Source organism: Streptomyces sp. NPDC057694, from assembly GCF_042799415.1.
Classification (GTDB): domain Bacteria; phylum Actinomycetota; class Actinomycetes; order Streptomycetales; family Streptomycetaceae; genus Streptomyces.
Genome location: NZ_JBHVIX010000001.1, coordinates 1,128,206 through 1,141,716, shown reverse-complemented (window position 1 = coordinate 1,141,716; position 13,511 = coordinate 1,128,206). Strand labels below are relative to the sequence as shown.

Below are 13,511 nucleotides of genomic sequence, written 5' to 3'. Positions count from 1 at the left end.
GGCTCAGGGCGTCAGCACGATCCTGCCGAACACCTCTCCCACGTCCATCGCACGGTGGGCGGCCGCCGCCCGGCCGAGCGGCAGGATCGCGTGCACGACCGTACGCAGTTCCCCGTGCGCGGCAGCCGTGAACTGGGCGGCCCGCACGGCCTGCCGGTCCGGGCCCGGCACGGTGTCGGTGCTGAGGGTGGCGAACGACAGCGACGCGCGGAAGGCGTCCATGAGCCGTGTGCCGAAGTCCGCCGGAGGCTGCCCGCCGACCACACCGACCGCGACGTACCGCCCGTTGGGGTTCAACCTGTCGAGGAAGGACGGCAGTTGGGGTCCGGCGACCACATCGACCACCACGTCGAAGCCCTTGGGTGCGTCGTCCCCGGCGCCCGAGCGGTCCAGGACATGGGTCGCGCCCAGGTCCCGCAGCCGCGCGCCGCGCTCCGCCGACGACGTGGTGACCGCCACCGCGCCCGCTCCGCCCCGGGCCGCGAGCTGGACCGCCGTGATCCCGATGCTGCCCGCCGCACCCCGTACGAGCACCGACTCGCCCGGCGCGAAACGGGCCCGGTCGAGGGCGAAGTGGGCGACGACACCGGAGCCGCCGAGCGCCACCGCGTCGGCGCCGCTCAGGCCGTCCGGCAGCGGCAGGACGTCGTCGAGCGCGGCGACCGCCTGCTCGGCGTACCCGCCGGACAGCCCGGTGAAGGCCCAGACGCGCCGGCCGGCCCACGCCTCGTCCACGCCCTCGCCCACGGCGCTGACGCGTCCGGCGACCTCGCTGCCGAGGAGGTGGCCCTCGCGGAAGCCGTAGGCGGCGAGGGTGCCCCGGCGGATCACGGCGTCCACGCCGCCCACCCCGATCGCCTCCGTGGCGATCCGCACCTGTCCCGGGCCGGGCACGGGCTCCGGGACATCGACGACCTCCAGGCCGTCCGGTTCGCCGAACGTCCTGATGACGACTGCTTTCATCGCTGCTCCTCGGGGGCGGGATGGTGGGATGGAGGGGGCGGCAGCACCGCCATCGGACCGTAACGGACACCCCCGTCCGCTTGACCGAAGTGAGAAACGATGACCGGCCATTTGTCTCGGACCGCCCGCTCCGACGCCCGCGACAACCGGGCCCGCATCCTGGACGCCGCCCGCGCGGTGTTCGGCGAGACGGGCCTGAGCGCGCCCATGCGCGAGATCGCCCGGCGGGCGGGCATCGGCCCCGCCACGCTGTACCGGCACTTCCCGACCAAGGCGGACCTGATCACGGAGACGTTCGCCGAGCAGCGGCGGGCCTGCCGCGCCGCCGTGCGCGACGCCCTCGCGGACCCGGATCCCTGGCACGGATTCCGCGAGCTGATCGAGCGGGTCTGCGAACTCCACGCACACAGCCTGGGCTTCGCCGACGCCTTCATGGCGGCCTATCCCGAGGCCATGGACTTCACCGCCGACCGGGAACAGACCCTGCGCGCGGTCACCGAACTGGCCCGCCGGTCCCAGCGGACCGGCGAGCTGCGCCCCGGCTTCGTCATCGACGACCTGATCCTCATGCTCATGGCCCACCGCGGCCTCCACGACGCGCCCCGCGCCGCACGCGTCACGGCCTCCCGCCGCTTCGCCGCGTACGTGATCGAGGCGTTCCGCGCCGGACCGGAGACGGCCGCGCCCACCCCGCTGCCGCCCCCCGCGCACCTGCGCGGTGCCGAGGTTCAGCGCACGGGGAAGCCGAACGAATAGCCCTTCTCCTTGAGCTGGGGGAGGACCTGGCGCAGGGCTTCGACCGTCTGGGTACGGTCGCCGCCCGCATCGTGGAAGAGGAGCGTCGGCCCGTTGGGCAGCTCCTGATCCACGGTGGCGACGATGGCGGCCGTGCCCGGGCGCTCGAAGTCCTTGGTGTCCACGTTCCAGCCCAGCGGGCGCATCCCGCGCGAGGCGGCGAGGGTGCGGCTGTACGGGGTGAACGCCCCGCCGGGCGCCCGGTAGTACATGGGCCGCACCCCGCCGGACGCCTTGGTGATCATGCGCTCGGCGTCGAGGATCTGCTGCGACTGGTACGACTCGGGCCGCTTGTCCATGGCGGTGTTGTGCGACACCGTGTGGTCGCACAGGCGGTGCCCGGCCGCGACGACCTTCTTGACGAGATCAGGGTGGGCCTGCGCCTGGGTGCCCACCATGCAGAAGGTGGCCTTCACCCCGTACTCCTCCAGCACGGCGAGGACTTGAGGGGTCCAGACGGGGTCGGGGCCGTCGTCGATGGTGATGTTCACGCCGCGGGCCCCCGCGTCGGAGGCGTGCGCGATGGTCTTCGCGACCGCCTCCGCACCCTTGTCCCGCGCGGTGGCGCTCGCCCTCGGCGCCGTCCCGCTCGCCTCGCCGGCCTGCGCGGTCCACACGGAGACGCCCCCGGCGAGCACGGTCACCGCGAGCGCCGCCCCGACCACTCTGCTGTTCCAGCCCTGTCCACCGCTCCGCCGTGTCATGTCCGTTCCTCCCGCGCCGTGCCTCGCCGATGCCGCCGACCTTGCGGCCACTTGGCAGGACGAGGCGGACGGGCCCGCGGATCCGTCCGTTACCGATCACGGACAATTCCGGGGGCGTTCGCGGACACAACGGCGAAGGGCGGGCGTTGCGCTGCCTACCGCCCGTCCTTCGGGCGCACCGCGAAGGACGCCAGCCGCACCCCCTCCGAGAGGATCAGACAGAGCGTGTCCCGCCCGCCGGGCACGCCGTCGAGGCGAGCCGTCACCGTGGTGTAGTCGTAGACCGACGCGGTCGCGGGGAACGTCACCGTGCCCAGCAGGCGGCCCCGCGGACCTCCGGCGCGGATCTGCACGCTGCCCGCTCCGCCCGCCACACGCGCCGTGAAAGTGGCCGCACCGCGCGGGAGTTGGGCGTCCGCGAAGGACAGCCACGTGCCTTCGGTGGTCGCCGAGACGGCTGTGCCGCGCTCCTTCGACTCGTCCACCAGACGGAGCGCGGGGTGGCCGGTGCAGTCGTCGAAGGTCTCCGCGCGCGTCGTGCGTGCGAGGTCGCGGGGTGGGACGGTCTCGCCCGTCACCTTCCAGGTCGTCCGCGCCCGGATGTCCGCCGACGAGGCGCCCACCAGGATGTCGTACGTGGCGGACTCCACGATCCACCGGTCGCGGGTGACGTCCCAGTGCGCGAGGTCCGCGCGGGAGAGGGGGAGGCGGACCGTCTTCGTCTCGCCCGGCGCCAGGGAGACCCTCGCGAAGGATCTGAGCCGTCGCAGCGGCTGGACGTCGCGGGAGGTGCGCTGATGGACGTAGAGCTGGACGACCTCGTCACCGGCGCGCCGGCCGGTGTTCGTGACGGCGACCTCGTAACCGCCGTCGAAGCGCTTCACCTTCCCGTAGCCGAAGGAGGTGTACGACAGGCCGTGGCCGAAGGGGTGGAGGGGCGTGCCCTTGAAGTACCAGTACGTGCGCTCCTCCTTGATGATGTCGTAGGCGAGGAGGGGCGGGAGGTCGTCCTCGGAGCGGTACCAGGTCTGGGTCAGCCGCCCCGCCGGGTTCGCGTCGCCGAAGAGGAGGGCGGCGAGGGCGTTTCCGGTCTCCTGGCCCGCGTGCGAGGTCCACAGCAACGCCGGTACGCGCGCGGCCAGTTCACCCAGCGCCGTCGGATAGCTGTTCTCCACGATCACGACCGTGCGCGGGTTGGCCGCGGCCACCGCCGTCACGAGGGCGGCCTGCGCCGGGGCGATGTCCAGGCTCCGGCGGTCGTGGGCCTCACGGCCGTTGATCGCGGGCATCGAGCCGATGACGACGACCACCGCGTCCTTGTCCCGGGCCGCCTCGACCGCGTCGTCGGTGCCGGAGCGGACCACCTCGCGCGCATAGGAGGCGGCCGCCGCCTTCTCCACCAGGCCCAGCGTGCCGTCCGCGCCCGTCGGCCCCAGGTACAGCGGTGAGGACCACCAGGACTCGGTGGTCTCGTATCCCGCGTACTTCAACAGGCAGGTGGCGTCCGGCTGTTGCTCCAGGCTGAACTGCTGCTGCACGTACCAGCCGTTCGGCTGGGTCTGGTCGTTGACGAATCCCGTGCCGCTGCTGCCCACGTAGAGGCCGTTCGCCACCGCCCGCAGGGTGACGACGCCGGAGCCCCAGTCGAAGACGTCGAACTGTGCCGTCGCGTCGCTCGCCGCGGCGTCGCTCTCGCGCAGCGGCGCGCCGGCCGTACCCGCACCGGCCGTGATCCGGTCGCCCGTCGCGGTGTTGCGCAGGGCGATCCGGTCCACGCCCTCACTGGCGGTCACGGCGTCCGCGCCCAGGACGCCCGCGATGCCGTCCTTCGGGGTCACCGCGTAGGGCAGCGTGCCCGAGTACCAGTCCGTGTACAGGGTGTCGGCGAGCGGGCCGACCACCGCCACGCTCCTGGTGCGGGTCCGGTCGAGGGGCAGCGTGCCGTGCGCGTTCTTCAGCAGCACCGCCGCCTTCGTCGCCGCCTCGCGGGCGAGTCGGCGATGGGCGGGGGTGTCGATCGCGTCCTTGCCGATCGCGCCGTACCGGCCGCCGCCCGGGTCGAACTCGCCGAGCCTGACCCGGATCGCGAGGACGTGCCCCGCCGCCCGGTCGATGTCCGACCGCGTCGACAACCCTTCCGATACGGCCTTCTTGAGAGCCGTCGTCGTGGGTGAGGAGTCGGTGTCGTCCGTCGTGAAGCTGTCGATGCCCGCCTTGAGGGCCGCCGTGTCCGCCTCGGCGGGGGAGGAGTAGTAGTTCTGCGAACCGTTGCCGGTGACCAGGTTGTTGGGCGCCCAGGCGTCCGTCACGTTCAGCAGATCACGGTCGGTCCAGGAGCGGACGGTGGTGTCGAGATCCGGATCGACCGTGCAGGGGCGGCCGTTGACCAGGTTGTACGCGGCCATCACTCCCGTGGCGGCGTCCGCCTCGATCGCGGGCCGGAAGGCCGCCTCGTCGTATTCGTGCAGCACGCGCGGACGCAGATCGCTCGACGTGGTCGTGCGGTCCACCTCGTTGTTGTTGGCGAGGTAGTGCTTGAGCGTGGGGGCCGTCTTGAGATGGTCGGGATCACCGCCGGTCAAGCCCTTGCCGTACGCCGTCGAGAGCACGCCCGTCAGATACGGGTCCTCCGAGTAGCCCTCCTCGTTGCGGCCCCAGCGCGGGTCGCGCAGCAGATTCACCACGGGCGCCCACAGATTGAGGCTCCACCCGGCGGGCCGCTCCTGCTGGAAGCCGCGCGCCTCGTCGCCGACGGCCGCGCCGACCCGGGTCAGCAGTCCGGGATCCCAGGCGGAGGCGAGCCCGACGGCCTGTGGGAACACGGTCGCCTTCCCGAGCCACGCGACACCGTGCAGGGCCTCGGTGCCGGTGCGGAACGAGGCGATGCCGAGCCGCTCGATCGCGGGCTGGTACTGGTGCAGGAGGGAGATCTTCTCGTCGAGCGTGAGGCGGCCGAGCAGGTCCTCGACGCGGGCGGCGACGGAGCGGGTCGGGTCGCGGAAGGGGTGCGCGGCCGCCGCCGCGCCGGGTGCGGCCGTGGCGAGCACGGTGCCGGGGACGGCGAGCGCCGCGGTCGCCGCGGCGATCAGGGTGCGTCTGCTGATGCCTGAGCCGGAGGGGCCCTCGGGTCTTTCGCGGTCGTCGTGCACGGCTGACTCCTCGATGAGAGTGAGGTAACGGAGGCCTGTGCTGGGTCACTTGACGGCGCCCGCGGCGATGCCGCGGGCCAAGGTCCGCTGGAAGAGCAGGAAGAACACGATCGCGGGCAGGACGCCGAGCAGCGCCGCCGCGTTGGTCATCGTGGCGTCCATCAGGCGCTGCCCCTGGAGGACGCCGAGCGCCACCGACACGGTCTGGTGGTCGTTGGAGAGCAGCATGACGAGCGGCAGCAGGAACTCGTTCCACGTCCAGATGAAGAAGAAGACGAGCAGCACCCCGATCGTCGGGCGGTTCATGGGCACGACGATGCGCCACAGGACCTGCCACTTCCCCGCGCCGTCGATCCGTGCCGCCTCGACCACCTCACGCGGGAAGCGGCCCAGCACCGACGCCAGGAGATACGTGCCGAACGCCGACTGGATCACCGTGAAGACGATGATCACGCTGAGCCGGGTGTCGTACAGGTCCACCTTCTTCGCCAGGAAGTAGAGCGGGTAGACGAGCGACTCCTGCGGCAGCATGTTCGCGAGGACGAAGAAGGCCAGCACCCAGGTGCGGCCCTTCACCCGGCCGATGCCGATCGCGTACGCGGTGAGGATCGACAGCAGGACCGCGAGGACGGCCACCGAGCCGCTGATGAGCGTCGAGTTCCACAGCTTCTGGCCGAAGTCGACCCGCTCCCAGAAGCCGGTGATGCCGTCGGTGTAGAACCCGTCGGGCAGGGCGAGCGGGCCGTTGTTGGAGTACTCCTCGGGGGACTTGAAGGCGTTGACGACGACGATGAGGAACGGGGCGACCATGAACAGCGCCGCGACGAACAGCGCGGCGAGCACCGGATGGCGGCGTACGGATCCCCTCATGCGGCACGTCCTTCCTCGGCGTCCTCGGCCCGCGTCTGGAGTCGCAGTCCGGCGAGCGCGAGCAGCAGGATGATCACGGTCAGGACGGTGGAGATCGCGGCCCCGTAGCCGACCTGGGTCTGCTCGAAGAACGTCGTGTACGAGAAGTACGACGGCACGTCGGTCGCGCCGCCCGGGCCGCCCTTGGTGAGGACGTAGATCGCCCCGAAGACCTTCAGCGCCGCGATGGTGCACCACAGGAGCACGACGTAGATCTCCGGCCTGATCTGCGGCAGCGTCACGTGCCAGAGCCTGCGCCACCAGCCGGCCCCGTCCAGCTCGGCGGCCTCGTACAACTGCGGGTCCACGCGCTGCAGTCCGGCCATGAAGACCACCAGCGGGAAGCCGATCTGCACCCACGCCATCACGCCCATGACGGACCAGAGCGCGAGGTCGGGGTCGCCGAGCCAGTCCTGCTGCCAGGAGCCGAGCCCGACCGCCTTGAGGAAGGCGTTCAGCGCGCCGTCGTCGGGCGCGAGGATCCAGCTCCACACGATGCCCGCCACCGCGATCGGCAGCACCTGCGGCAGATAGAAGCAGGCCCGCAGCACGGCCGCGAGACGGCTGCCGTAGTGCTTGGCGACGAAGTCGAAGAGGGTGGCGGCGAGCACCAGGCCGATGACGGTCGGGACGACGGACATCGACAGGACCATGAAGAGGCTGTGCCGGAAGGAGGCCCAGAACTCCGCGTCCTGAAGCAGCTCACGGTAGTTGGAGAGCCCGGACCAGTGCAGGGGCCCCACCCCCTGCCAGTCGGCGAAGCTCCACGCGGTGTTCATCGCGAACGGGGCGACGATCACGGCGAGGAAGGCGAGCGCGCCCGGCAGGAGGAAGAGGGCGTAACTGTCACGGCGCGGGCCGCGCGGCGGACGTCCGGGTCCGCCGCGCCTGCTCCTGGCCGCGTGCTCCTTGCGCAGTGCGGTCAGGCTCATCCCTTGGACGCGCCCTTGTCGTAGGCGGCCTGGAGCGCGTCGAGGTACTGCTCGGGTGAAGCGCTTCCGGTCATCAGCCGCTGGGTCTGCGATACGAGCGTGTCGTAGAAGCCGGCCACCGGCCAGTCCGGGTAGTAGGCGAGGCCGTTCTTGTCGGACAGCGAGTTGAAGTCCTCGATCAGCGCTTGAGACTTGGGGTCCTTGATGGCGGAGGCGTCGGCCGCGACGGGCACGCCGCCCTTGTTGCCGAGCAGGTTCTGGATCTTCTTCGACATGGTGATGTCGATGAAGTCGTAGGCGAGTTCTTTGTTCTTCGACTTGGCGGGCACCACCCACAGGTTGCCGCCGGAGCCGGGCGTGAGCGCGGCGCCGGGGAAGAGGCCGGACGACCAGTCGAACTTCGCCTCGTCCTCGAAGCGCCCGAACCACCAGGTGCCGGAGAAGATGATCGGCGCCTTCTGCTGGAGCCAGGAGACACCCGCCTTCTCGGCCGTGGCGCTGGTGGTGTCCTTGCTGATGTAGCCCTTCTTCACCCAGTCGGCGAAGGTGGTCGCCGCGTACGTCCAGGCCGCGTCGTGGAAGTCGGCCTTGCCCTTCAGCTCGTAGTCGTCGACCCAGGCGCGGTCCGCCTCGGTGAGGGCGAGCTGGTAGACGTACTGGTGGGCGAGGTATTCGGCGCCGGAGTTGGCGAGCGGCGTGACGCCGTGTTTCTTGAACTCGGCCAGTGCGGAGGTGAGTTCGTCGAACGTCGTCGGGATCTCGATGCCGTACTTCTTGAAGAGGTCCTTGTTGTAGTACGCCTGGAGGAACTCGCCGTAGTTCGGCACGCCGTACCACTTGCCCGAGCCCATGGTGCCGGTCGGTGAGTAGCGGCTCGTGGTGGTGATCGACGGGGAGAGCTGCTTGTCCCAGCCGCGCTTGGTGACCTCGGCGGTCATGTCGGTCAGCAGGCCCTGCTTCGACAGCAGGCCCGCCGTGGCGTTGCCCTTGTTGTACTCCATGAGGTCGGGGGCGTCGTCGGAGCCGAGGACCATGGACGCGGTCTTCTGTATCTGGTCGAAGCTCTTCTCCTCGAACTTGACCTTCACGCCCGGGTGTTGGTCCTCGAACTCCTTGATCGCCTCGTTCCAGGCCGCGCCCATCGCGCTGTTGGCGGCCTCGTAGTGCCACAGGCGCAGGGTCTTCGACCCTCCGCCGCTGTCGTCGTCGCTGCCGCCGCCGCAGGAGGTGAGGGCGAGGACGCAGGTCAGGGCCGATGCGGCGGCGGCCAGGGTGCGGGGGCGTCGGCCTCTGGTGTGCGTGGTGCTTCGTATCGTCAACATCCGCGGCTCCCTCAGAGCTCGGCAAGGGTGTGTCGAAGCGCTTCGACGGGTGACGGTAGGCTGCGCGGCGCGGGGGGTCAATGGGGTGGACGGGATCGGGGCGGGTGCCGTGGCCCGGCGGGGTCGTTGTTCGGCTGCGGGTCGGTGGGGGGTGGTCGCGCAGTTCCCCGCGCCCCTTGTGGGGTTGTCGGTCTGGTGCGGGCCGGTGGCCGCTTCTCGCGCAGTTCCCCGCGCCCCTGGAGATGCGCACTTCGTGCGCTATCTCCATCGGGGCGCGCCATCTGCCCAAGGCGGAGGCGCGGCCCCTGCCTCGGGTGGAGGCGCGGCCCCTGCCCCGGGTGGAGGCGCCTCCCTCGGTCCCGTGTGGGGACGCGTCCCCCGGCCCGTGTGGAGGTTGCGGCCCCCTGTCCCGTGTGGAGGCGCGGCTCCCTGTGGCGTGTGTAGGCGCTTCGCCCTCTGTCCCGCGTGGAGGCGCGCGCAGCGCAGCCTCCGAGGGGAGGCGGCGCGAAGCGCCTGCCTCAGGGGCGCGGGGAACTGCGCGAGAAGCGGCCACCGGCCGGCAGATGACGAACAACCCAGGGGCGCGGGGAACCGCGCGATCGGGAGTTGGCCAACCCGGGACCCCCAACTCGTGGGCCGGGATTAGGATGTGGCGCTTGTCCGGCCCGGGGTCGGACGGGCTCAGGCAGACCTGGAGCGGGCCCGCCCGTGCTCCGGGGAATGCGCGGACCTCGACGTCAGGACCCGATGCCAGCCACGCGTGCAAACGCAGAACTCGGCCTGCTCGAAGCGGAGATGAGCGACCGGCCCGAGGCCCTCGCCCTCTTCACCGGAGGACGCGCGGCCCCACCGCGCACCCTCGTGGACCTTCTCGATGAGACGGTACGGGCGCACCCCGACGAGCCCGCCCTCGACGACGGCACCCGCCAACTGACGTACCGCGGGCTGGCCGCAGCGGTGGAAGAGCTACGGCGCAGACTCGACACGGCAGGCGTGGGCCACGGCGACCGGGTCGGGATCCGCGTACCGAGCGGCACGAACGAGCTGTACGTCGCGATCCTCGCCGTCCTCGCCGCCGGCGCGGCCTACGTCCCGGTCGACGCCGAGGACCCCGACGAGCGCGCCGACCTCGTCTTCGGCGAGGCGCGGGTCAGGACCGTCATCGGCGCCGGACACCGCTTCACGGTGGACAAGCCCGCGGACGTTTCGGCCGCCCGGCCCGGGCCCGACGACGACGCGTGGATCATCTTCACGTCGGGGTCGACCGGCAGGCCCAAGGGCGTCGCCGTCCACCACCGCGGCGCCGCCGCGTTCGTGGACGCCGAGGCCGCGCTGTTCCTCACCGACGATCCGGTCGGCCCCGGCGACCGGGTGATGGCCGGGCTGTCGGTCGCGTTCGACGCCTCCTGCGAGGAGATGTGGCTGGCCTGGCGGCACGGCGCCTGCCTGGTCCCGGTCCCACGAGCGCAGGTGCGCGGCGGCGCCGACCTCGGGCCGTGGCTCGTGGAGCAGGAGATCACCGTGATCTCCACCGTGCCGACCCTCGCCGCCCTCTGGGAGCCCGAGGCCCTCGACGACGTCCGGCTGCTGATCTTCGGCGGCGAGACCTGCCCGCCCGGACTCGCCCGGCGGCTGGTCACCGAGGGCCGCGAGGTGTGGAACACCTACGGCCCCACCGAGACCACCGTCGTCGCCTGCGCCGCCCTGATGACCGGCACCGAGCCGCTCCGCATCGGACTGCCCCTGAACGGCTGGGAGTTGGCCGTCGTCGACGAGGAGGACCGGCCCGTACCGATGGGCGGGAGCGGCCAGCTCGTCATCGCCGGCGCGGGACTCGCCCGCTACCTCGACGCCGACAGGGACGCGGAGAAGTACGCGCCGCTGGAGTCGCTGGGCTGGCAGCGGGCCTACCGCAGCGGTGACCTGGTCAAGGCCGACCGGGAAGGGCTGGTCTTCCTCGGGCGCGGCGACGAACAGATCAAGCTCGGCGGCCGCCGCATCGAACTCGGCGAGGTCGACACCGCCCTGTCGGCGCTGCCCGGCGTCGCGGGCGCGGCCGCCGCCGTCCGCACGGCCCCCGGCGGCAACCAGCTCCTCGTCGGCTACCTCGTCACCCAGGACGGCTTCGACCGCACGGCCGCACTCGAACGTCTCCGCGCCGAACTGCCCGCCGCACTCGTACCGTTGCTGGCCCAGGTCGACGACCTGCCCACCCGTACCTCCGGCAAGGTCGACCGCGACGCGCTGCCCTGGCCGCTGCCCGGCACGGACACCGGCGCCGACGGCGCGGCCGAGCAGCTGTACGGCACCGAGGCCTGGCTCGCCGAGCAGTGGAGCGACATCCTCGGCATCCCCGTGACCGGCGCCCGCGACGACTTCTTCGCGCTCGGCGGAGGCAGCCTGGCCGCCGCCCGGCTCACCACGCAACTGCGTACGCGCTACCCGAACGCCGCCGTCCTCGACATCTACGAACGGCCCGTCCTGCGCAAGCTGGCCCGCAGGCTGGAGAAGTCCGCGCAGAACGACGGCTCCGCCCGGTTCGTCACACCCGTGCCCCTGCGTACCCAGGCGGCCCAAACCGCCCTGTTGCTCCCGCTGTTCACCCTCGTCGGGCTGCGCTGGACCGTCGCCCTCGCGGCCCTCGGCAACGTACTGCACCTGCTCGGTCCCTACCCGTGGGCGCCGTCCGCCTCCTGGTGGCTCGTCGCCGTCTGCGCCCTCGTCCTGTACAGCCCGCCGGGACGCCTGGCCATCGCGGCGGGCGGCGCCCGCCTGCTCCTGCGTGGCGTCGGGCCCGGCACCTACCCGCGCGGGGGCCGCGTCCATCTGCGCCTGTGGACCGCCGAACGGCTCGCCGAGTACAGCGGCGCGACCTCCCTGACCGGCTCCTGGCTCGAACGGTACGCGCGAGCCCTCGGTGCCCGGATCGGCCCCGACGTCGACCTGCACTCGCTGCCCCCGGTCACCGGCCTGCTCAAACTCGGCCGCGGCTGCGCCGTCGAGACCGAGGTCGACCTGTCCGGGCACTGGCTGGACGGCGACCGGCTGGAGATCGGCGCCCTCAAGGTCGGCGCGGGCGCCGTGGTCGGCACCCGCAGCGTCCTGTTCCCGGGCGCCCGGGTCGGCAAGCGCGCCGAGGTCGCCCCCGGCTCGGCCGTGCGCGGACAGATACCCACCGGCCAGCGCTGGGCGGGCTCACCCGCCGTCAAGCTCGGCCGGGCCCGGCGCGACTGGCCGCGCGAGCGACCACCGCGCGCCGTGCACTGGCGCGCCATGTACGGCCTGACGGGGAGCACCCTCAGCCTCCTGCCGGTCCTCGCCGCGCTCCCCGCACTGTGCCTGGCGCGCGCCTTCGTGCCCGCCGACGCGGCCCTCGGCGAGGCCGTGGCCGGCGCACTGCGCGCACTCGTCCCCGCCACCCTCCTCTTCGGCCTCACCTATGCCGCGCTGATCCTCGTCGGCGTCCGCCTGCTCAGCCTCGGCCTGCGCGCCGGCACCCGCCCCACCCACAGCCGCACCGGCTGGCAGGCGTGGACCGTCACCCAGCTGATGGACCTGTCCCGGCAGACCCTCTTCCCGTTGTACGCCGGGCTCGTCACCCCCGTATGGATGCGGTTGCTCGGCATGCGCGTGGGGCGCGGCGCCGAAGTGTCCACCGTGCTCGGGCTGCCCGGACTGACCACGGTGGGGGAGGGCGCCTTCCTCGCCGACGACACCCTGACCGCCCCCTACGAGCTGGGCGGCGGCTGGATCCGGGTCGGCCGCGCGGACATCGGCCGACGGGCCTTCCTCGGCAACTCCGGGATGACCGCACCCGGCCGCGCCGTACCCGACGACGGCCTGGTCGGCGTGTTGTCGGCCACCCCCAAGAAGGCCCGGCGGGGCAGCTCCTACCTGGGCCTGCCACCGGTCGAACTGCCGCGCACGGCCACCGCCCACGACGACAGCCGCACCTACGCGCCGCCCGCCCGTCTGAAGCTGGCCCGCGCCCTGGTCGAACTGTGCCGGCTCGTCCCGGTCCTCTGCTCGGCGGCACTCTTCGTCCTCGTGGCCGCGACGCTCACCGCCGTCGCGGCCCACGGCTGGTGGGCGGCGGCGCTGTTGTCCGGCGCCGTCCTGCTCGGGGCGGGCGTGCTCGGGTGTCTCGTCTCCGTCGTCGCCAAGTGGCTGCTCGTCGGCCGGCACAGCCCCGGGGAACATCCCCTGTGGTGCGGTTTCGTCTGGCGGGGCGAACTCGCCGACACCTTCGTCGAGACGGTCGCCGTGCCCTGGCTCGCCGGAGCCGTCCCCGGCACCCCGGTGCTCACCCTGTGGCTGCGCGCGCTCGGTGCGCGGATCGGCCGGGGCGCGTGGTGCGAGAGTTACTGGCTGCCGGAGACCGACCTCGTCACCATCGGGCCCGCGGCGAGCGTGAACCGGGGCTGCGTCCTCCAGACCCACCTCTTCCATGATCGGATCCTGCGGACGGATACTGTGGTTCTCCGTGCGGGTGCCACGCTGGGCCCGGGCGGAATCGTCCTGCCGGGCAGTGAGATCGGAGCCCGTACGACCCTGGGCCCCGCGTCCCTCGTCATGGCCGGCGAGTCGGTACCGGCGGACACCCGCTGGCTGGGCAACCCGATCGAGGCCTGGCGCCCCTGAGGCGGGGGGGGGACGGGGAGGGGAAAGAGCTCGGGGAAAGGGCAAAGGGAAAAGGAAAAGGAAAGGGAAAAATCGGGGCGAACGAACAAAAAATAT

At 72.2% G+C, this 13,511-nt stretch carries 8 protein-coding genes; 2 read left to right on the top strand and 6 right to left on the bottom strand.

Annotated elements, in window-relative coordinates; translation table 11 throughout:
* Positions 1 to 3 precede the first annotated feature (3 nt).
* Positions 4 to 963: a zinc-binding dehydrogenase gene (locus ACFVDP_RS05160; protein WP_383483420.1), complete on the bottom strand. Its 960-nt coding sequence runs from the start codon at positions 961 to 963 to the stop codon at positions 4 to 6.
* Between the two features lie 99 nt (positions 964 to 1,062).
* On the opposite strand from ACFVDP_RS05160, the gene ACFVDP_RS05155 reads away from it, so the two are divergent.
* Positions 1,063 to 1,719 carry a TetR/AcrR family transcriptional regulator gene (locus ACFVDP_RS05155; RefSeq protein WP_383483417.1) on the top strand — a complete coding sequence of 219 codons (657 nt, stop codon included), beginning with the start codon at positions 1,063 to 1,065 and terminating at the stop codon, positions 1,717 to 1,719.
* Here the strand turns inward: ACFVDP_RS05155 and ACFVDP_RS05150 are convergent.
* The 5 genes from ACFVDP_RS05150 to ACFVDP_RS05130 all read right to left on the bottom strand — a co-directional run bounded on the left by ACFVDP_RS05150 (position 1,692) and on the right by ACFVDP_RS05130 (position 8,774).
* Positions 1,692 to 2,462: a polysaccharide deacetylase family protein gene (locus tag ACFVDP_RS05150; protein ID WP_383483414.1), complete on the bottom strand. Its 771-nt coding sequence runs from the start codon at positions 2,460 to 2,462 to the stop codon at positions 1,692 to 1,694. The two genes, ACFVDP_RS05155 and ACFVDP_RS05150, sit on opposite strands and share 28 nt — an antisense overlap.
* Before the next feature lie 155 nt (positions 2,463 to 2,617).
* Positions 2,618 to 5,611: a glycoside hydrolase family 3 C-terminal domain-containing protein gene (locus ACFVDP_RS05145; RefSeq protein WP_383483411.1), complete on the bottom strand. Its 2,994-nt coding sequence runs from the start codon at positions 5,609 to 5,611 to the stop codon at positions 2,618 to 2,620.
* Between the two features lie 45 nt (positions 5,612 to 5,656).
* Positions 5,657 to 6,481, bottom strand: coding sequence for a carbohydrate ABC transporter permease (locus tag ACFVDP_RS05140; RefSeq protein ID WP_383483408.1), 825 nt, complete (start codon positions 6,479 to 6,481; stop codon positions 5,657 to 5,659).
* Positions 6,478 to 7,452 (bottom strand): carbohydrate ABC transporter permease, encoded by a 975-nt coding sequence (locus tag ACFVDP_RS05135; protein ID WP_383483405.1) that lies wholly within the window; start codon positions 7,450 to 7,452, stop codon positions 6,478 to 6,480. Before ACFVDP_RS05135 ends, ACFVDP_RS05140 begins: the two co-directional genes overlap by 4 nt.
* A complete protein-coding gene (locus tag ACFVDP_RS05130; RefSeq protein ID WP_383483402.1) occupies positions 7,449 to 8,774 on the bottom strand; it encodes an extracellular solute-binding protein in 1,326 nt (441 codons plus the stop codon). Before ACFVDP_RS05130 ends, ACFVDP_RS05135 begins: the two co-directional genes overlap by 4 nt.
* Before the next feature lie 747 nt (positions 8,775 to 9,521).
* Here ACFVDP_RS05130 and ACFVDP_RS05125 point away from each other — a divergent pair.
* Positions 9,522 to 13,415, top strand: coding sequence for a Pls/PosA family non-ribosomal peptide synthetase (locus tag ACFVDP_RS05125; protein WP_383483399.1), 3,894 nt, complete (start codon positions 9,522 to 9,524; stop codon positions 13,413 to 13,415).
* Positions 13,416 to 13,511 lie beyond the last annotated feature (96 nt).

Coding starts and splice junctions, on each gene's coding strand:
- ACFVDP_RS05160 (WP_383483420.1), bottom strand. CDS start 963: ATGAAAGCAGTCGTCATCAGGACGTTCGGCGAACCGGACGGCCTGGAG.
- ACFVDP_RS05155 (WP_383483417.1), top strand. CDS start 1,063: ATGACCGGCCATTTGTCTCGGACCGCCCGCTCCGACGCCCGCGACAAC.
- ACFVDP_RS05150 (WP_383483414.1), bottom strand. CDS start 2,462: ATGACACGGCGGAGCGGTGGACAGGGCTGGAACAGCAGAGTGGTCGGG.
- ACFVDP_RS05140 (WP_383483408.1), bottom strand. CDS start 6,481: ATGAGGGGATCCGTACGCCGCCATCCGGTGCTCGCCGCGCTGTTCGTC.
- ACFVDP_RS05135 (WP_383483405.1), bottom strand. CDS start 7,452: ATGAGCCTGACCGCACTGCGCAAGGAGCACGCGGCCAGGAGCAGGCGC.
- ACFVDP_RS05130 (WP_383483402.1), bottom strand. CDS start 8,774: ATGTTGACGATACGAAGCACCACGCACACCAGAGGCCGACGCCCCCGC.
- ACFVDP_RS05125 (WP_383483399.1), top strand. CDS start 9,522: ATGCCAGCCACGCGTGCAAACGCAGAACTCGGCCTGCTCGAAGCGGAG.